The organism is Gordonia sp. DT30 (assembly GCF_049844915.1).
GTDB lineage: Bacteria > Actinomycetota > Actinomycetes > Mycobacteriales > Mycobacteriaceae > Gordonia.
The window spans coordinates 22,862-41,276 of record NZ_JBNCLY010000017.1; the positions used below are offsets into that span (position 1 = coordinate 22,862).

Sequence of the window (18,415 nt, forward strand, 5' to 3'; positions counted from 1 at the left end):
AATTGCGCGGAAACGTCGACGGTGACTTCCCGCGAGTGCTGGGTCGGTGGAGACGTCAGTCGCCGGTTCGGACCGCCTCGACTTCGAGTGTGATCGTTGCGGTGCCCCCGATCTGGGCGACACCGGTGATCAACGTGTCGTCGAAGCTGATACCGAAGTCCTTGCGGTGCAACGTTCCCGTTGCCTGGAACGCTGCCCGTCGTCCGCCCCACGGATCGTCGACCTCGCCCTGATAGCTCAGTTCGAGTTCGACCGGAACGGCATGCTCGCGCAGCGTCAATGTGCCTGCCAGCGTCCACGCCTCGTCATCGCGCGGGGTAACGCCTTCGGCGGTGAAGGTCGCCACCGGATGGCGTTCGACGTCGAAGAACGCGTCCGAGCGCAGATGCTCGTCGCGCGTCCGGTTGTCGGTGTCGATGCTCGCGGTCTTGATCTCGGCGACCACCGAGGACCGCTCGACCGATTGCGGTACGTCGATGTGTCCGGTGAAGTCGGCGAAGCGTCCACGGATGCTGGAGATCCCGAAGTGCCGCACGCTGATCTCGAGCAACGAGTGCCCGGGGTCGATCTCCCAGTGCCCGGCGGTCGGAGTGGGTGCGTCGCCGGATCGCACGGCGGTGATCTGCCCGATGTTGACGGTCCCGGCACCGGTGACCACGGCGACTCGCGCCGTCGGCTGATAGCCCTCGGCGCCGACGACCACGGTGTAGGTGCCGGTGTCGAGCTGGTCGGCGACCGCGGTGCCGCTGTCGTCGGAGCGGGCCACGGCCCGTTGTTCTCCGGTGTCGCTCATGACTGTCATGACGGCATTGGGCACCGGTCGGCCCGATGTGGTGACCACCTTGGTGGTGATGGAACTGGTCATGCCTGACCCCTTGCGCCCAAGACGAATTCGTGGTTGACGACCCGGCCGGCCTCGACGTCGATGCTCGCTGCGACCGGTGTGTAGCCGTTGGCGATGACGGTGTAGTCGCCGGGGACGAGATTGGCGAACAGGTAGCGGCCGAGGTCGTCGGTGAGGGTGCTCGCGGCCATCTCGCCTGCATCGTTGAGCAGGGCCACCTGACTATGTGCGACTGGGCCGCCCGTTCCGGTGGCGCCGTCGCTGATCACGCCGGCGAGTTCGGCGGCGGTGCGCACCACGATGGCGACCTCGCTGCCATCGGCGAGGTTGACGGTCTGGGCGACCGGATCGCAGCCGGCGGCGGTGACGATGACGGTGAAGGTGTCGTCGCCGAGCCCACCGATCTCCCAGCGGCCGGTGCCGTCGGTGATCGTCGTGGCCAGGATCTGACCCGCGCGGTCGGCGATGGCGATGGTCGCCTTGGCCACCGGCTCGCCGGTTGCCGACGTGGTGACGCTCCCGGAGAGGGCGGCCATCGAGGCAAGGGTGATCTCGGTGTCGACGGGCGTCGTCCCGACTGTCACCGTGACGGCGGCGGGGTCATGGCCGGTCGCCGACACCGCGAGCACGTAGTGACCGGCGGTGGCGACCTGCACGCTGAAGGTCCCGTCGGCGCTGCTGACGGTGCGGGCGGCCTGGCTGCCGCCGGGGTCGATGACGGTGACCGTCGCGTCGGCGATCGCGGTGCCATCCGGGCGGTGCACATCGCCCTGGATCAGGCCGACTGCCGCGCTCTTGTGGCCGTTGACGGTGGGTTCCATCAGGCTCCTTCCTCTGCAGTTTCTGTGTGGATGGTGGGGTGTTCGAGATCGCACAACGTATCGGCGAGCAATCGCATCGAGCGGCTGACCACGGCACGGTCGGCGGTATCAAGCCGGCCCAGAGCCGCCTCGAACAGTTCCGACTGCCGTGACGATGCGCCGCGCATGTACTCGTATCCGGTGTCGGTGGGCGCCAGCAGGCTGGCGCGGCCATCGTGCGGGTCGGTGGTGCGGGCCACCATTCCGGATTGTTCGAGACATGCGACGACGCGCGACATCGTCGGCCCGGCGACCGACTCGCGCGCGGCGAGTTCGGTGGCACGGATCGGCGTGTTCTGCGCGATCGCCCAGAGCGCCGAGAGCTGCCCGGGGGACAGCGGCTCGTGACTCGAACGCGAACGCACCGCCCGGCCGATCCGGATCAGGTCGCGATGAACCGCGGCCGCATCGCTGATAGTCGCGACAGGCGCGGCGTCGGACATCTCGTCCATGGCTCACCACCGAAGGGTTGATAGTTGCACAACGTAACTAATTACTTAGCTAGCCTAAGCGAAGCGATGGCCGGAAAGCACGCCGATATCGTGTGATGTGGGTGACATTGCGGGCAAATACCCGCTGGTAAACAAGAAGATTCGGACATACGCGGCAGTCGGTGCGAGCTATCCGCTCCGCAGATGATCGAACATGACGCCGAGCACGGCCTCGAGGTGTGCGGTGTCGCCGGTGGTGCGAAGGACGGTGACGCCACCCTGAATGCCGGCGATGAAGGCGGCGGCGAGGCGCTCGGCGTCGAGGTCGGGGCGCACCAGGGCGGCGTCCTGCATGGAGACGATGCCGCGGCGAACATATGACTGCCATCGCCGCAATAGCGCCGTGGCCACCTCCGCCGTGCCGGGCCCTGACCCGAGTTGACTGGTGAGAGCGGCCAGGGGGCACTGCGGACCCTGTGCCCGATACCGCTCGATCAGGACGCTGCGCCACTGGTCCCACGCCTCCCACGAGTCGAGCGCGCTCAGATACGGTTGCTGATCGTCGAGCACCCGGTCGGCCTCCCGGTGGGCGACCTCCAGCCAGAGCTGCTCCTTGCCGCCTGGAAAGTAGTGGAACAGTTGGCTTTTGCTCGTCTGCGTCACGGCGCGAACGTCATCGAGAGTCACCCCGCCGGGATCGTTGCTCCGGAGGTAGGTGGCGACCTCGTCGACGATGCGCGCACGAGTGGCCAGTCCCTTGGTGGTGAAAGCCATGTCCTGCACCGTACGCGGTTTTGGACTTGCTGGTCCAAAAATGCGTGTCTACCGTCGCTCACATGCCAGGAAAACTCGACCACACATCAGCTCTGATCACCGGCTCGACCAGCAACATCGGTCGCGCCATCGCCTACCGGTTCGCGGCCGACGGCGCGTACGTCCTCGTGTCCGGCCGCGATGAACGACGGGGCGCCGAGGTCGTCGCCCAGATCCGCGAACGCGGTGGCAGCGCCGACTTCGTCCGCGCCGACCTCGACGGCAGCCCTGCCGCAAGCCGGGCCCTCGCCGACGACGCCCTCGCGCTGACCGGCGGACGTCTCGATGTCCTCGTCAACAATGCGGGGATCTTCCCCGCGTCGACGACGCTCACCGCCGACGGCGCGACCTTCGACCGGGTCTACGGCGTCAACGTGAAGGCGCCGTTCTTCCTCGTCCAGGCGCTCGCGCCGGTGATGGCCGCAGCCGGTGGTGGGGCCATCATCAATCTCGGTAGCTGGGTATCCCGACTCGGGATCGGGTCCGGAGCGTTGTACGCATCGACCAAGGGTGCGCTCGAAACCCTCACGCGCGCATGGTCTGCCGAGTTCGCCGCGGACAACATCCGGGTCAACGCCGTCTCCCCGGGCGTCATTCGCACCCCCGACCTACCCGACGACGTCGAATACCCGGGAGAGGCCCTGATGGTCGGTACGCCGGCCGCTCGGGCCGGACATCCCGACGACATCGCCGCCGCCGCAGCGTATTTGGCCTCCGACGACGCCAGGTTCGTGCACGGAACGGTGCTCGACGTCGACGGCGGGCGGGTGGGGGTGGCGGTCATCGCGGAAGCCTCCTGACCCCGCCGTCGGTGCCACGGGGTACCGGTGAATTCTCGACTCCGATCAACTCGGGAACTCCGATCGCGACCAGAAGGCATACGATGCTCATCCGGTGGCAAGCCACCGCTTCGCCTCGGCGTAGGCATCTTCGACCGCGCCGAACACATGCTCTGACGTCGCGAAGATGTTCTCGGAACCGAGGGCATCGGCCAATCCTGCACGCCGGATGGTCGTCATCATCGCCGGCCGCACGCCGGCCAGCATGAGACGTCCGCCGGTTTTCCGTAGCTCTTCGGCTCGCGCGTGCAGCAACTTCTGAAGTGTGGCCGATGGGACATCGGGCAGTCCGCGAATGCTGAGGATGACGACGTGGCGCCCGCTCTGTTCTGGTAGCGCCGGCCAGGTTTCGGCGATCCGCGGGATCTCGGCAAACAGAGCCACGCCGGAATAGTTCAAGACGGTGATCCCCGTGGTGGGCAACGTGTTCGGCGGCTTCTCCGCGCGCCAACCTTCGTCGTCGGGTATCAGCGCCGTGAGGTGGGCCGTTCGGGCAGCCTGCACGCAGTAGAGGACAAGGGAGATCGCCGCGCCCGCGAGGATTGCATCTTGGAGCGGGAACTGTGTGGTGGCGACGAACGTGGCGATCATGGCGACCGCACTGAGCGGGGCGCTCCGCATCACCAACACGATGTCGTCCCACCGCCCTTCGATGAGTTCGAAACCGATCACGAACAACAGTCCGCCGATCACCGGCATGGGGATGATCTGTGCTGCCGAGCCGAGCAGCAGAACTGCCACGATCAGCCATGCACCGGCGAAGATCCCGGCCCACCGAGTCTGCGCACCTGCCGACACCGCGACACCGGTCCGGGACAACGATCCGCCGGTGGGTAGCGATCCGAAGAATCCGCCGACGAGATTGGCCGCGCCCTGGGCTGAGAAGTCGCCGGACGCGCTCGGTCGCGAGCGGTCCGGATTGGGCACGGCGGCCGAGATGCCCGCCGCCTGCGCCAGCGCGACGAGCGCGATGGCGAAAGCACCCAGGATCAGCTTGGGGAAGGCGGTGATATCGGGGAACGTGAACGGCGGCAGGCTATTCGGCACCGTCGCGATGTCGCCCACGGTGTCGGTGTCGGCCCCGGTGATGGCTGTGACCGCGGTGACGACGACCAAGGCCAGCAGCGTTGCATACGACCGAAGGGGTCGGAAGAATCGGACGACGACCCAGACCGCGATGGTCGCGAGGGCCACGAGGACCGCAGTACCGGACCACTGTGAGAGGTGCGCGGCGACGTCGACGAATTTGAGTACGGTGTTGTGGGTATCGGAACTGTAGCCGGTCACGTCTTTGAGAATTCCTGCGACGATCTGCACCGCGATGCCCACGGTGAAGCCGGTCATCACCGCGCTCGAGACGAAGTCCATGATCGCGCCGATACGCAGCAATCCGAAGAGCAGCATCACTGCGCCCACCGCCACCGTCAGCATCGCGATGTTGCCGACGCTGTGTGGATCGAGCCCGGCCGAGCTCAGGACACTCTGCGCCGACAGCGCGATCGCGCTGGTCAGCGTCGTCACCATCAGCACCGTGCGGGCGAAGACCGAACCGACCAGTGTTGACACCATGCCGGAATACAGCCCGCTGACCGGGTTGAACCCGCCGATCGAGGCGTATGCCATACCTTCCGGGATGGAGAACAGCGCGGTGACCAGCCCGGAGACGACATCGGCGGGCCGCGGACGGGTGATCCTTCGAGACACGTCCCGAAGGTGTTTCGGTCGCAGCGAGAAACGGATCGTCATCCCCCCTCGGGAAGTCGGTCGATGGTGCGGTCCTCGTCGAGGGGCTCTGCCCGGAACGCTGGTGCGTTGGCCACCACCAGCCATGCGGCGAGCGTGGCGAACAGCAGCGGTACCAGCAGATCCCATTGTGGTACGACGGCGAGCCCGAGGAACAGGCTGACCCAGCCGTTGCGGGTGGCGACGACGACGATCCCGACGGCGGCCGAGGCAACGGTGATCACGAGGGGTAGATCCGGTAGCCCGGCGTGGACAGCGAAACCCAATGCGACACCGACGAATACGGCGGGAAAGATTCGTCCGCCGCGGAACCCGGCGGCGCTGGCGATCATCAACGCCACGAGCTTTATCCCGGCGAAGGCCAGGAATCCGAGCGCCGTCGTGGTGGCCATCCGGTCCGGCAGGTCCTTCATCTCGTCGAGCCCCTTGAACAAGGTGATGGTTCCGCCGAGGGCCCCGAGGAGGCCGAGCACCGCGCCGGCGCAGGTGATCAACAGGATCGGGTTCGGCAGCGCACGATGCAGCAATCGGTGCAGCGGACCGAACAGCGCCGCAGCGACCACCCCGATCGCCGCCGTGGCCACTGCGATGGCGATGGCCACCAGGACGTCGACGACGCCGCCGACCTGCTCGGCGGGCAGCCCGATGGACATGTCGAGGTCCGTGAACCGGAGAATGATGAAGGAGCCGGTGGCGGCGGCCACCATGGGTACGTAGAGGCGATTCCACAGCGGGACACGCGAATCGCCCGCGTTGGCCTCCGACAGCATCAGCGCCGCGGCCACCGGGGTACCGAACAGCGCTCCGATCGTGGCCGCGGTCGACAGTCCAGTCCACTCCGGGACGGCGACCTTGGGTACGAGCCGCGCTCCGATCGCCACGATGAGCGCCGCGTTGATGGCAATGATCGGGTTCTCCGGTCCGAGGCTGACACCGCCGGCAAGAGACAAGATGGCGGCGATGGCAAGACCGGGCACGACTCGCGGCGCCAGTGGCGTGGACACCAGCTCGACGGTGGCCGGGTCGTCGCCGGCGTGACCGGGCACATATCGGACGACCAGCCCGACCAGTAGTCCGGTGACAGTGAGGACGGCGACGATCCACCACCGGTCCGCGGACGACACCCCCAGTGCCGACGCGAGATCGTCCCACACGAGGTGCTCGATCAGTCCGGCCAGCGCCGAAATACCCCAGAGGCAGAGGGCGCACAGGGTTCCGACGACGATCCCGACCGGGGTCATCGCGATCAGGCGGCCGACGGGGACGCGGAATCGGCGGACATCGGCGGTGGTTCCTCGGTCACCCATCGACGCGTCTCCTCGGCTCATGGGCAGGATTGTCGACCCTGGAGGCCGGCCCGATCGGCGGGTGACCGGTGCGGGGCAGGTGGGTGTTCAGTCGGGGGTGACGATCGCGAAGTCAGGGTCACCCGGATCGAGGACTGCCGCAAGTCGCGTCAGAACTGTTGCATCACCGCTCAATTCGATGCTGGCGTCCGCAAGCTGCGCTGGTGAGAGGTCGCCCAGTGCGAGTGCGGGGAGGGCGTGTCGCGGTGCGGTCAGAATCGCGTCTGCAGCACCCTTCTGCGGCCGGCCACTGTAGGTGAGCACACCGTTGGCGACCCGTAGACGGTACTGCTCGTCGGAGTCGGTGAGAATGACGTCGATGGTCAGGTTCTCATCCCAGGCGCGCGAACCGTCGACCTGGATGGCGATCGCGTCGAACAACATCTCCGGGGTGAGTGCGGATATGACGTCGGCCGAGGCCGAAACGGTCGGAGTGCCGAACTGCCCCTCACGAAGCTCGGTGGCGCCGGAAAGGAAGATGTTGCGCCATACGCCGTTTTCCGCGCCGTATCCGAGTTGCTCGAAGGTGTCCGCGAGTAGTGCACGGGCGTCCGCATGGTCCGGCTCGGCAAACACGACGTGACTGAGTATCTCTGCGGCCCAACGGTAATCGCCTTCTCTGTATGCGGTTTGCGCCTTGGCCACCACGGCGTCTGCGCCGCCACCGAGTTCGACGTAGCGCTTGCCCTGTTCGGTGGGCGGGTGCTGCCACAGATGGGCCGGGTTGCCGTCGTACCAGCCCATGTAGCGCTGGTAGATGGCCTTGATGTTGTGGCTGGCCGAGCCGTAGTACCCGCGCGCATGCCACGCGTTCTCGAGTACGGGCGGGAGTGACAGCTGCTCGGCGATCTCGATCCCGGTCCAGCCCTTGTTGATCAGCCGCAACGTCTGATCGTGCAGGTAGGCGTACAGGTCACGCTGCGCGGACAGGAACGCCGTCACACGCTGGTTGCCCCACGTCGGCCAGTGGTGTGATGCGAACACGACGTCGGTCTCGTCGCCGAAGAGGTCGATGGTCTCGGTGAGATAGTTCGACCACGCGTGCGGGTCTCGGACGAGTGCTCCCCGAAGTGTGAGCAGGTTGTGCATCGTGTGGGTGGCATCCTCTGCCGCGCACAACGCCTTGTGGTCGGGGAAGTAGACGAGGAACTCGGCCGGCGCCTCGGTGCCCGGGGCCATCTGGAACACCATGTGCACGCCGTCGATGGTCTCTTCCTGGCCGGTCTCGGTGATGTCCAGGGTCGGCGCGATGAGTGTGATGTTGCCGGTCGCGACGGTTTGTGCGAGGCCCGTGCCGAGCCCGCCCTGCGGACTGCGGGCGAGTGCCGCGCCGAACATGTAGGCCGACCGCCGGGCCATTGCCGTGCCTGCGTAGACGTTCTCCGACGCGGCGTGCTCGGTGAACTCTGCGGGTGCGACGATCGGTACCTTCCCGGAATCGACGTCCGCCTGCGTGGTGACCCCGCGGACACCGCCGAAGTGGTCGACATGTGGATGTGTGTACAGCACGCCGGTGACCGGCCGGTCGCCTCGATGCTCGCGGTACAGCGCGAGCGCTGCCGCTGCTGTCTCTTCGGTGACGAGCGGGTCGAGGACGAGGACTCCCGTCTCGCCCTCGATGAATGACACGTTCGAGAGGTCGAAGCCGCGCACCTGGTAGATCCCGGGCACGACTTCGAACAGGCCCTGGATGGCATTCAGTTTCGACTGCCGCCACAGGCTCGGGTTGACGGTGTCCGGAGCATCCCCGTCGAGGAAGGAGTAGGTGTCGTTGTCCCAGACGACCGTTCCGTCTGCTGCGTGGATCGCGTTCGGTTCGCGTCGACCGATGAGACCGCGGGTGGCGTCCTCGAAGTCCTGGGTGTCGGCGAAGGGGAGGCTTGCGAGGAGTGCCTCTTGTTGAGCGGTGATGGTCGCAGATGCCGGCTTCGATGAGGAGTCCATGCCGCCAGGGTGGTCGCACGGGTCTGCAGCCGCTTCACCCCCGCGGGGTGAAACTGCTCGTAGTCCCCGACTTCGTGCCCGCTCGATCTGCGAGTTCCATCGCCCACGTGTAGAAGGCGCGCCCTTGGTCGGCCTCAGACCGATGCCAGACCGACGACGCGCAGATGAGGTCGTAGAGATCGAGGTCCGTCCACTCCCACATGAAGGCGTTGTAACTCTCGGCCATCTCCGCGACATTGGCGCGCACTCCACCGATTTCGGCGTCGGTGAGGCCGTGTGCGCGAAGAATCCGGTCGACATGCCCGATCTGCTCAGTGGTGACCTCCGTGTCGAGGAAGGGATCGAGCAGAAGACTCCACAGATCGGGACGCCGGGTCTCGGGAATACCGTGGCGCGCCGCAAGTTCGGCGAGCGCGAACCGATTGGTCCGCGGAACGAAAAGGGTTTCGCCTCCCTTTGTCCGGATCTGCGGCGGAAACTGAGTCGAGTCGACGTCGCGGATTCCGTTGACCGACAGGTCCGGCGTCCCGCGGACTGACGCCGCCGGATGCGGGTACTTCACGAAATGGATGGTGTCGGCACCGAACTCGGCGACGGTCGACCAGTCCGCATGCCGCCAGACCGTCATGACCGTCCCCCTGTGTCGCCGGTGCGAGTCTGTTCCGGCCGGATCAGTGCGGTCATGATCGCGACGAAATGGCGGCGGACCGTGGCCTCGTCCATGTCGAGCAGCAACTGATAGATCACGCCGTCGTAGACGGTGACGATGGCGCGGGCCAGCTCGGCGGGAGTGGACAGCGACGGTGGGAGCGGCATGTTCTGGACCTCGATGAAGGCGGCCACCACGTCGGTGACGGCGGTCCGCAGTTCCCGACGATGGTCGGCGAGTTCACCGGCGACCTCCCGGAAACGTGCCGCATAGGAAACGAAGTCCGTGTTGATCAGCAGCCAGTCGCGGTCCAGCAGTACCTGCTCGGCCCAGGCGACGATGAGCTCTTCGACGGCGGTGGTCTCCGATCCGATCATGTCGGTGGTGAACTCGGCGCCGTACGCCGATTGTCGGTCGTACAGGGCGAAGAACAGCTGCTCCAGGCTCCCGAAGTTCGAGTAGAAGGCACCCTTGGTGTACCCGGCCGCTCGGCAGACATCGTCAATGGTCGTTCGGCCGAAGCCTTTTGCCACGAATGCCTCGAAGGCGGCGTCGAGCAGGCGCTCGCGTGTCTCGCTGCGACGACGTGTAGGCGCCGACTTCCGACGAGGTGGTTGCTCGGGCATGGGTCGAGTGTGCGCCGCCGCCGGACCGGTGGTTGCGCCGGGGAGTGCGGGCAGACGGGCGATCGACTGGGGAACCATTGACGCCGAGGCCACTCGACCGGTCTAATACCTTTTGGTATCGAAACGCTCGAGGAATCGGGCGGCAAGAGGGGTGGAACTGATGCGGGTACACGATGTGCGGGAACGGATCGTTCCCGGCCGGATCGCCACTGTTGTCGTGGTGCTGTTGCTGGCTGCGGTGTGGACCGGCGCGGGGACGACACTTTTCGCCGGCGACGCCGGCGCGACACCCGCCGGGTCGTCGGGCGCCGCCGGCGGCTCGATCGTGACCCGCACACTCACCAACGCTGCGGGCACCCGCGACTTTCAGCAGTACCGGCCGGTCGGTGCCGGACCGGGTCGGCCGCTGATTGTGTGGCTACACGGCGCCAGCCAGGTGGATCGAGGTGATCCCCGGCAACTCCGACGCACGAGCGTGTTGCTGACCGAGGCCGACCGGCAGGGGTATGCGGTGGTGGCGCCGATGCAGTCGTTGCGCGCCGACCCCGCGGGTACCTGGCGTTTGACCGATCCGAGCAACTTCGTGCGCGGCAAGGGCGAGGCGTCGATCGTCGCCGACATCGTGCGGCGAGCGGTTCGTGAGTTGCAGGCGGATCCGGCGCGGGTCTACCTCGTCGGGCACTCCGCAGGCGGCGCGATGACCCAGAACGTCGCCGCGCTGTATCCGGAGGTGTTCGCCGGGATCGCCACGAGCGCGGGTATCCCGTTCGCTGCCGACCCGACCGGCGCCGCGGCCGCGATTGCCCGCACCGATCGGGGACCGCTCCCCACACTGATCGTGCAGGGTGACCGGGATTCGGTGACCCCGCCGATCCTCGGTGAGATCGGTGTGTCGGCAGCATTGGGCGCCAACGGGATTCGTGGAGTCCGCGGATCGTCGGCGACGATCCCGGCGACGGTGTCGGGCGACCCCTACAGCAGTGTCGTGACCCGATACGGGCGAGGGCAGCAGGAGGTGGTGTCGGCAGTCGTGCATGGCGCCGACCACTGGACCGGCCCGGGAGGGGTGACCGTGAACGGCCCCGCACTCGACCGCCTGCTGATCGATTTCCTTGTCTCCAAACACCGGTGAGTTCGATCTCCGGAGTGCTTGAAACCGGCGGCAATCCTGCCCGAATGGGGATGGGAGGGCAGCCATCGTGCCGCCGGGCCTGTACGTCCCGCGAACCTTCACCCCGCACGGGTGAGGTGATCGATCCCGCCCGCGGGCACAGTCGGTGCTATTGATCGGCGCTACTGATCACCTGACGAGAGGACTGTGTGCGAATGTCAGAGGATTTCATCAAGTTCACTGCATTGGCCTCGGCCAATGTCGATGGTGGATATCCGACGCCGGACGCCCAACGACAGCTCGAGGACGAGTTGTTCTTCCAGCGTGCAGTGCAGGTCTATCTGTGGTCGCTTCCCGCGATGAACATGTGGGCGATGAAGCGGGGCCTGGAGGCAGTCTCGGGGTCCGGCTACAACGTGATGTCTGTTCCCGAGAAACGGCTGACGCCGGCGACGGTGATCACCACCCCGAACTCGGACTTGATCTACGGGCTGACGTTCGCCGATCTGAGTGTAACCGGACCGTTGGTCATCGAGGCGCCACCGAAGATTCAGGCACTGGTCGACGACTTCTGGCACCGTCCGTTGACGGGGCCGGTCATCGACGGTGTCCGGTATCTCGGCGATGTCGGAATCCCGGGGCCGGACCACGGTGTAGGCGGCAAGTACCTGATCGTCCCCGACGGTTACGACGGCGAGATTGACCGCGACGAGTACTTCGTTTTCACGAGCCGGACCAACGGCGTCTTCATCTTTGCGCGGGGGTTCTTCCACTCCGTCGACGATCTCTCGCCAGGTGTGAAGTCGGTCGAAGGAATCGTCGTGCGCCCGTTGAATGGTGACGCGAAGCCCATGGAGTACAAGCACGTGTCCGACGTGCCGGTGGATGCGTTGTTCGCGCAGGACGGCAGCTACTTCGACTCGCTCGACGATTTCATCCAGAGCGAGCGAGTCGATCGAATCGACCCCTATATGCACGGTATGCTCGCGGCACTCGGAATCCGGAAGGGCGGTGTGTTCGCGCCGTCGGCGAGGGAACGCACGATCCTGGACTTGGCTGCACGCACCGCCTGGAACATGTCGAAGACGGTCGCCTCGGGTTATGACGAGGACGAACGTGCCCGATGGTGGTCGGATCGGCACTGGGTGGCGCATGTGAAGACGGACCCCGACGACTTCATGCACACCGTCCTCGACGAGGAATGGCGCAACCGGGAAACCGGACACACCGACGTCAATGCGAAGATCCACATGTTCACCAATCACTACTCGATCAGCACCGGCATGATGTCGTCGATCGTCGGTATGGGCGCCAAGTACGGGGACGCCTACAAGGACAGTGACGGTGAATTCTTGCGCGGCGAGAACACATACACGATCACCCTGCCCCCGAACCCTCCGGCCGGATTGTTCTGGTCGGTCACGGTCTACGACGCCGAAACCGCCGCGGGCGTCGATGCCAAAGGGCAGAAGTACCCTTCGCTAAACGGTATGAACGACCTCGACTACAACGCTGACGGGTCGATCACGCTGACGGTCGGACCGAACCCGCCGGACGCGGCACGGAACTGGCTCCGGACCGTTCCGGGCCGTGGCTGGTTCAGCCTGTTCCGCTTCTACGGACCGAAGCAGGAGTTCTTCGACCGGAAGTACAAGCCAGGCGACTTCATCAAGACCGGCTAGCCACATCGAAAAGCAGTGCGGTGAACCGCGGGCCCCGACAGCGTCGAGCGCAGCTTGTGCAGTCGGCCCGCGGTTCCCGGTGCTTGGGCACAGTACGGGTGCAAGACGATTCCGAATGAAAAGTGGTCGAGGCTGAGATGCTCTCTGACCTGCGGAGCCGATGACGGGAATCGAACCCGCGTATTCAGCTTGGGAAGCTGATGTTCTGCCATTGAACTACATCGGCGTGCGGGCGACGAGGCCCGCGACGGTCATGCTAGCAAAGGTCTTCACACTCGCGTCGCACCAGCCTGTGGAAAGCGGATCGGACTTGTCGGTGGGCGGCGGTAACATCGAACGCAAGTTCGTTGATGACGCTGGGGGGTGATCGTGATGACGGTGACGCAACCGCCTAACCTCGATCAATCCTCCCCTGACCTCGTCGAGAAGATGGCGCAACTGCACGCCCTGCTCGATGAGATCGAGGCTGCCGACCCGACTGGTTGCACCGACGCGGAGATCGTCGGCGTGGTCAGCGAACATGAGCGCGCCATGCGCCGAATGGATTCCATTTCGGTGTCGCACTACGTCGAGACCAACGACCGCGCCGCCTACCAGGAGGCCGGGTACACCTCGATGCACGCATTCCTCACCGGGGCGCTCAATGTGAGCCTGGGCACGGCGAAGCGGAGGCGCATCCAGTCGGCCAAGCTGGGTTCGCTGCGAAACATGCAGGGCGAGAAGCTGTCCCCGGATCTGCCGAAGACCGCGAAAGCGTTGGCCGAGGGCGCCATCTCGACTGCGCACGTCGACGTCATCATCGAGACGATGAAGCGCATTCCGTCGTCGGTGCCGGCGATCGAGCATGAGGTCGCGGAGTCGACGCTGGCCTTCTACGCGCGAGAGATGATCCCGAGCTCGTTGCGCCGCGTCGGTGTGCAGATTCTGGCGCATCTCGACCCCGACGGGCAGCTGACCGACGATTCCGACCGCAAACGACGGCGGTCGCTTCACGTGGAAGATGCCGACTTCCAACAGATGTCGAAGATCTGGGGAACGTTGGACCCGGTGACCCGTGCACAACTCGACATCGTGCTCGCCATCTGGGGCGAGAAAGGTATGAACAATCCCGACGACCCCGACTCGCCGACCGGCGATCCCGGGCAGGCCGACCCGGAACAGCTCAGGGCCGCTGCCGCACGTGACGACCGATGCGCCGAGCAACGCAACCACGACGCGTTCGCGGCGGTCCTGCGATTCGCCCTCGACGCGGGTGCGCTCGGCAAGTCCCATCGCGGACTACCCGCGCACATCATCGTCGCGATCACCGAATCGCAGCTGCACGAGGCCGCCGGAGCGCCCGCCGAAACCGCCACCGGCGCACCGATCCCCATCGCCGACCTCGTCGAGATGGCCGCCGAGTCCCAGCACCACCTGGCCGTCTTCGCCGACCACACCACCGAGGTCCTCTACTTCGGCACCCAACGCCGTCAGGCCAGCCAGGCGCAGCGGTTGGCGCTGATCGCCAAGGACGGCCCGGGCTGCACGTGCCCGGGTTGCTCCACCAAGGCGTTCGACTCGGTGGTCCACCACATCACCGACGTCCAGGACGGTGGACCCACCGACATCACCAACCTGACGTTCACCTGCTCGCCCGACAACAGGCACGTCGGCAAGCTGCCCGACAAGTGGCGGACGACGATCCAGCCGGACGGACCGGACGCCGGACGCACGGTGTGGCAACCACCCGCGGCGCACCCGAACCAGGATCAGAAGATCAATCACACCCATCTCGCCCACGACGTCGTCAAACGCTTCCGCGCGGCGATCGAGCGCCGCTACGACGAGGAATCCCGTCGCAAGAAAGGCGGTAGCCCCGAGTCACCCGATCCGCCTCCGTGACCGGGGACACCCGCACACGTATTCACCGGTCCGATAGCCTCGCACTGTGCTGCTCTCCGACCGGGACATCCATGCCGCCATCGACAGCGGTCGCCTCGCGCTGGATCCGTTCGACCCTGCCCTCGTCCAGCCGTCGAGTATCGACGTGCGCCTCGACGGGCTGTTCCGGGTATTCAACAACACCCGCTACACCCACATCGACCCAGCACAGCGGCAGGACGAGCTGACCACGCTCGTCGAGCCGACGAAGGGCGAGCCGTTCGTCCTGCACCCGGGCGAGTTCGTCCTCGGCTCGACACTCGAGGTGTGCAGCCTGCCCGACGACCTCGCCGGCCGCCTCGAGGGCAAGTCCTCGCTCGGGCGGCTCGGCCTACTCACCCACTCGACCGCGGGGTTCATCGACCCCGGGTTCTCCGGGCACATCACACTCGAACTGTCCAACGTCGCGAATCTGCCGATCACGCTCTGGCCGGGCATGAAGATCGGGCAACTGTGCCTGCTGCGCCTCACCAGTGCGGCCCAACATCCCTACGGCAGTGCTGCCGTCGGCTCCAAATACCAGGGCCAGCGCGGGCCCACCCCGTCCAAGGCGTATCTGAACTTCGTGCGCGACGCCGACTGACCTGCGCCGACCGCGGAGTTCACGCACGCGTCGCTGTCGCGCCACGTCATTGTCGGCTGCGCGCATCACGCCGCGCGTACGTCTACATCTATGAAGCTCACCGTCATCGGATGTGGATATCTCGGCGCGACCCACGCGGCCTGCATGGCCGAACTCGGGCACGACGTCCTCGGCGTGGATGTGGATATCGAGAAAGTGGCCCGGCTGCGCGCCGGTGAGGTGCCGTTCTTCGAACCCGGGCTCGCCGACATCCTGCGCCGCAATATCGCCGCCGGCCGCCTCGACTTCTCGACGTCCATGCAGTCCGCCGCCGACCACGGGACCGTGCACTTCATCGGCGTCGGCACGCCGCAACGAGCTCGCGGCTACGGCGCCGACACCTCAGCAGTCTTCTCCGCGGTAGAGACGCTGGCCGGGATGCTGCGCGGCGAACACCTCATCATCGGCAAGTCGACCGTGCCGGTTGGCACCTCCGCCGAGCTGGCCACCCGCATCGCCGACCTCAGCAGCAACCTCGCCACCATCGAATTGTCCTGGAGCCCAGAGTTTCTGCGAGAAGGATTCGCCGTGGAGGACACGCTGCGGCCCGACCGCATCGTCGTCGGAACCGATCCGACCGCCGAAACGACCGGCGCGGCGGCGGTGATCGGCGAGCTGTACCGCGAGGTTCTCGACTCTGGCGTACCGATGGTCGTCACCGACTGGGCCACCGCCGAATTGGTCAAAACATCAGCCAATGCCTTTCTGGCAACCAAGATCTCGTTCATCAATGCGGTCAGCGAACTCTGCGAGATCGTCGGCGCCGACGTCACCGCGCTCGCCGACGCCATCGGCTACGACAACCGGATCGGCCGCCGATTCCTCAATGCCGGCTTGGGATTCGGTGGCGGATGCCTCCCCAAGGACATCCGCGCATTCATGGCGCGCGCCGAAGAACTCGGTGCGGGACGCACGTTTCGGTTCTTGCACGAGGTCGATGCGATCAACATGCGCCGCCGCGAGGCGATGGTCGAGCTCGTCGAGAGTGCTTGCCACAGTGACCTCATCGGGGCGAACATCGCCGTCCTCGGTGCCGCGTTCAAACCGGAGAGCGACGACGTCCGCGATTCTCCGGCGCTGAGCGTCGCCGGCCAGCTCGCGTTGCGGGGTGCGTCGGTCACCGTCTTCGACCCGAAGGCCGCCGCCAACGCCCGGCGCATGTATCCGACGCTGAACTTCGCCGAGACTGCGCGCGCGGCGGCCGCGGACGCCGACGTCATCGCGCTGACCACCGAATGGGCCGAATTCGTGCACATGAGTCCCGACGAGTTCGACGGCGTCGTGGCGCGCAAGGTGATCGTCGACGGCCGCCGATGCCTCGCGGCGGCGCAGTGGCGGGACGCCGGCTGGGACTATCGGGCGCTCGGCGGCGAGGTCCGCCGCAACCCGCAGGACGCCGGAACCGCCGGCGCCGGCCCGGCGGTCCATCGTGGGATAGCTCACTCATCGGTCCAGGTGCCCCGCCCTCACGTGTTAGGTTGAACAACCAATGGGCGCAGGGGAGGCGCCCGGGCGACTGGAATGCCGACGAGGACACCTCGGGCGAGCAACCGATCGACCAGCGCAGCGCCCCCGACGACCGCAGGAATCACCTACCGATGACCGAACAGACACATCCCGCAGCACGCGTCCTCGACGCGACGCTGACCGAATCTGTCCGTCAACGGCTCGTCGACGAGGGTGTGCGTCTGGTTGCCGTGGTCGATCTGGACGCTGCCGGTGCGATCGTGGCCGCTGTCGACATCGTCGAAGACCAGGTACTTCTCACCGCACCCTCGCTCGGTGAGGTCACGCCACGCGAACTCGACCGGGTAATCGCCGACCACCTCGTCGCCCTCGGGCGGGTGACTCCGCCCGCCGGCGACGAATGGCGCGATGAACTGCGCAAACTCGCTGGACGAGGGCGTACCCGACTGGCCTCCTCCGGCGGCGCGTTCATCATGGGCGAGCAGCACGTCCGGCTGTTCCGGATGACGCACCGTGACGTCGAGGTGGCCACCGCCCCGCTCGCGGCCGCGCTGGCCGAGCACCTCGACGCCACGCTCGCGCAGGTCGGCGTCCTCGACGCGCCTGCCCTTCTGACGAGCTCACATATCGCGTGGCCGGGGCTGGCCGTGATGCTCGCCGACGCACGCCGCACACCGGTGGCAGTCGTCGACGACAGCGCCACCGACAGCAGTGCAGCCGACGACAGTGCCGACGGCAGTGCAAGTCACGGGGTGACCGCACCGACGTCGGGTGATTTCCCCATGCCTGGATCGATGAGCCACCAGATCGTCCGGATGGTGGAGCCGTCCGGAGTCGAACCGGCCAGGGTTGAACCGCCGCGCCGCGCGCCCTCCCCGGCGGCCCCGCAACCGGCCCCGCGTGTCCCGCCACTCTCGGATGCCTCCACCGAGACGCTCGCTGCGGTCACCGAAGAACTCGCTGCGCTGCCCGACGAACCGGCCGGACCGGACGAGTTCGCGACGGACGCCGACCCGGCATTCGGTACCAACCCGGCGATCGATACCGAGCTGGATCGCGACGCCGAGCCGGAGCTGGATGGCGAGCCGGCCGGAGATTTCGACTCCAACGCCGATCGGGACGAGCCGGCCGCTGATCGCCGCTGGTATTCGCGGCCGCGCTGGTTGCTCGGCGGTGCGGTCGCCGGGGTGCTCGCGGTGTTCGGCGCGGCGATGGCGGTGGCCTTCACCGGCGGTTCGTCGGCGCCGACACCCCCGGCCGCGGTGTCGACGACCACCCCATCGGTCTCGACGTCGGCCACTCCGACGTCGCCGCCGGAGTACGCCGATCCGTCGGATCTGGTCGAGGCCCGCCGTCCGGCGGTGCGATACACGCCACCTCCGCCACCACCCCCGCCGGCCCAGACCGATTCGCAGACACGCGGCAATTCCCCTCGCCGAGGTTCACCGCGACCGCCGCGGATTTCCATTCCGGTCCCGGGGCTGCCGCCGATCGTCATTCCGTGACGGCATCGCCCAT

General features: G+C 66.6%; 16 protein-coding genes and 1 tRNA gene. 7 read left to right on the plus strand and 10 right to left on the minus strand.

What is annotated here, in order from left to right; all coding sequences use genetic code 11:
* Nucleotides 1–55 precede the first annotated feature (55 nt).
* The 4 genes from ACLQ3C_RS15625 to ACLQ3C_RS15640 all read right to left on the minus strand — a co-directional run bounded on the left by ACLQ3C_RS15625 (nt 56) and on the right by ACLQ3C_RS15640 (nt 2,909).
* Nucleotides 56–865: a YceI family protein gene (locus ACLQ3C_RS15625; protein WP_425706002.1), complete on the minus strand. Its 810-nt coding sequence runs from the start codon at nt 863–865 to the stop codon at nt 56–58.
* Nucleotides 862–1,665 carry an MSCRAMM family protein gene (locus ACLQ3C_RS15630; RefSeq protein WP_425706003.1) on the minus strand — a complete coding sequence of 268 codons (804 nt, stop codon included), beginning with the start codon at nt 1,663–1,665 and terminating at the stop codon, nt 862–864. The genes ACLQ3C_RS15625 and ACLQ3C_RS15630 overlap by 4 nt, the downstream gene beginning before the upstream one ends.
* On the minus strand, nt 1,665–2,156 hold the full coding sequence (locus tag ACLQ3C_RS15635; RefSeq protein WP_425706004.1) for a MarR family winged helix-turn-helix transcriptional regulator: 492 nt from the start codon (nt 2,154–2,156) through the stop codon (nt 1,665–1,667). The genes ACLQ3C_RS15630 and ACLQ3C_RS15635 overlap by 1 nt, the downstream gene beginning before the upstream one ends.
* Before the next feature lie 168 nt (nt 2,157–2,324).
* Nucleotides 2,325–2,909, minus strand: a complete 585-nt coding sequence (locus ACLQ3C_RS15640) for a TetR/AcrR family transcriptional regulator (protein WP_425706005.1) — start codon at nt 2,907–2,909, stop codon at nt 2,325–2,327.
* Nucleotides 2,910–2,971: 62 nt separating this feature from the next.
* Here ACLQ3C_RS15640 and ACLQ3C_RS15645 point away from each other — a divergent pair, with 62 nt between their 5' ends.
* Complete coding sequence (locus ACLQ3C_RS15645; RefSeq protein WP_425706006.1) at nt 2,972–3,748, plus strand: SDR family NAD(P)-dependent oxidoreductase; 777 nt, start codon at nt 2,972–2,974, stop codon at nt 3,746–3,748.
* An 87-nt stretch (nt 3,749–3,835) separates the two neighbouring features.
* Here ACLQ3C_RS15645 and ACLQ3C_RS15650 read toward each other — a convergent pair whose 3' ends face one another.
* The 5 genes from ACLQ3C_RS15650 to ACLQ3C_RS15670 form a co-directional block, all read right to left on the minus strand.
* The gene (locus ACLQ3C_RS15650) at nt 3,836–5,491 is read right to left on the minus strand and encodes a SulP family inorganic anion transporter (RefSeq protein ID WP_425706007.1); all 1,656 of its coding nucleotides are present in this window, start codon (nt 5,489–5,491) and stop codon (nt 3,836–3,838) included.
* Between the two features lie 38 nt (nt 5,492–5,529).
* Entirely contained in the window at nt 5,530–6,858 is a 1,329-nt protein-coding gene (locus ACLQ3C_RS15655) for an ion channel protein (protein WP_425706008.1), read from the minus strand.
* A 66-nt stretch (nt 6,859–6,924) separates the two neighbouring features.
* Nucleotides 6,925–8,820, minus strand: coding sequence for an alkyl/aryl-sulfatase (locus ACLQ3C_RS15660; protein ID WP_425706009.1), 1,896 nt, complete (start codon nt 8,818–8,820; stop codon nt 6,925–6,927).
* Between the two features lie 34 nt (nt 8,821–8,854).
* Nucleotides 8,855–9,448, minus strand: coding sequence for a hypothetical protein (locus ACLQ3C_RS15665; protein ID WP_425706010.1), 594 nt, complete (start codon nt 9,446–9,448; stop codon nt 8,855–8,857).
* A complete protein-coding gene (locus ACLQ3C_RS15670) occupies nt 9,445–10,095 on the minus strand; it encodes a TetR/AcrR family transcriptional regulator (RefSeq protein ID WP_425706011.1) in 651 nt (216 codons plus the stop codon). Before ACLQ3C_RS15670 ends, ACLQ3C_RS15665 begins: the two co-directional genes overlap by 4 nt.
* Before the next feature lie 160 nt (nt 10,096–10,255).
* Here ACLQ3C_RS15670 and ACLQ3C_RS15675 point away from each other — a divergent pair, with 160 nt between their 5' ends.
* Complete coding sequence (locus ACLQ3C_RS15675) at nt 10,256–11,227, plus strand: alpha/beta hydrolase family esterase (protein ID WP_425706012.1); 972 nt, start codon at nt 10,256–10,258, stop codon at nt 11,225–11,227.
* A gap of 194 nt (nt 11,228–11,421) precedes the next feature.
* On the plus strand, nt 11,422–12,888 hold the full coding sequence (locus tag ACLQ3C_RS15680; protein WP_425706013.1) for a DUF1254 domain-containing protein: 1,467 nt from the start codon (nt 11,422–11,424) through the stop codon (nt 12,886–12,888).
* 155 nt (nt 12,889–13,043) lie between these two features.
* Here the strand turns inward: ACLQ3C_RS15680 and ACLQ3C_RS15685 are convergent.
* A tRNA-Gly gene (locus ACLQ3C_RS15685) sits at nt 13,044–13,114 on the minus strand.
* Between the two features lie 146 nt (nt 13,115–13,260).
* Between ACLQ3C_RS15685 and ACLQ3C_RS15690 the strand changes: the two genes are divergently transcribed.
* The 4 genes from ACLQ3C_RS15690 to ACLQ3C_RS15705 all read left to right on the plus strand — a co-directional run bounded on the left by ACLQ3C_RS15690 (nt 13,261) and on the right by ACLQ3C_RS15705 (nt 18,402).
* Nucleotides 13,261–14,769, plus strand: coding sequence for a DUF222 domain-containing protein (locus ACLQ3C_RS15690; protein WP_425706014.1), 1,509 nt, complete (start codon nt 13,261–13,263; stop codon nt 14,767–14,769).
* A gap of 46 nt (nt 14,770–14,815) precedes the next feature.
* Complete coding sequence (gene dcd, locus ACLQ3C_RS15695; RefSeq protein ID WP_425706015.1) at nt 14,816–15,391, plus strand: dCTP deaminase; 576 nt, start codon at nt 14,816–14,818, stop codon at nt 15,389–15,391.
* Nucleotides 15,392–15,481: 90 nt separating this feature from the next.
* Nucleotides 15,482–16,912 carry a UDP-glucose dehydrogenase family protein gene (locus tag ACLQ3C_RS15700; protein ID WP_425706016.1) on the plus strand — a complete coding sequence of 477 codons (1,431 nt, stop codon included), beginning with the start codon at nt 15,482–15,484 and terminating at the stop codon, nt 16,910–16,912.
* Nucleotides 16,909–18,402, plus strand: a complete 1,494-nt coding sequence (locus ACLQ3C_RS15705; protein ID WP_425706017.1) for a hypothetical protein — start codon at nt 16,909–16,911, stop codon at nt 18,400–18,402. Before ACLQ3C_RS15700 ends, ACLQ3C_RS15705 begins: the two co-directional genes overlap by 4 nt.
* The last annotated feature ends 13 nt before the right edge of the window (nt 18,403–18,415 follow it).

Coding starts and splice junctions, on each gene's coding strand:
- ACLQ3C_RS15625 (WP_425706002.1), bottom strand. CDS start 865: ATGACCAGTTCCATCACCACCAAGGTGGTCACCACATCGGGCCGACCG.
- ACLQ3C_RS15630 (WP_425706003.1), bottom strand. CDS start 1,665: ATGGAACCCACCGTCAACGGCCACAAGAGCGCGGCAGTCGGCCTGATC.
- ACLQ3C_RS15635 (WP_425706004.1), bottom strand. CDS start 2,156: ATGGACGAGATGTCCGACGCCGCGCCTGTCGCGACTATCAGCGATGCG.
- ACLQ3C_RS15640 (WP_425706005.1), bottom strand. CDS start 2,909: ATGGCTTTCACCACCAAGGGACTGGCCACTCGTGCGCGCATCGTCGAC.
- ACLQ3C_RS15645 (WP_425706006.1), top strand. CDS start 2,972: ATGCCAGGAAAACTCGACCACACATCAGCTCTGATCACCGGCTCGACC.
- ACLQ3C_RS15655 (WP_425706008.1), bottom strand. CDS start 6,858: ATGAGCCGAGGAGACGCGTCGATGGGTGACCGAGGAACCACCGCCGAT.
- ACLQ3C_RS15660 (WP_425706009.1), bottom strand. CDS start 8,820: ATGGACTCCTCATCGAAGCCGGCATCTGCGACCATCACCGCTCAACAA.
- ACLQ3C_RS15665 (WP_425706010.1), bottom strand. CDS start 9,448: ATGACGGTCTGGCGGCATGCGGACTGGTCGACCGTCGCCGAGTTCGGT.
- ACLQ3C_RS15670 (WP_425706011.1), bottom strand. CDS start 10,095: ATGCCCGAGCAACCACCTCGTCGGAAGTCGGCGCCTACACGTCGTCGC.
- ACLQ3C_RS15675 (WP_425706012.1), top strand. CDS start 10,256: ATGCGGGTACACGATGTGCGGGAACGGATCGTTCCCGGCCGGATCGCC.
- ACLQ3C_RS15680 (WP_425706013.1), top strand. CDS start 11,422: ATGTCAGAGGATTTCATCAAGTTCACTGCATTGGCCTCGGCCAATGTC.
- ACLQ3C_RS15690 (WP_425706014.1), top strand. CDS start 13,261: ATGACGGTGACGCAACCGCCTAACCTCGATCAATCCTCCCCTGACCTC.
- ACLQ3C_RS15700 (WP_425706016.1), top strand. CDS start 15,482: ATGAAGCTCACCGTCATCGGATGTGGATATCTCGGCGCGACCCACGCG.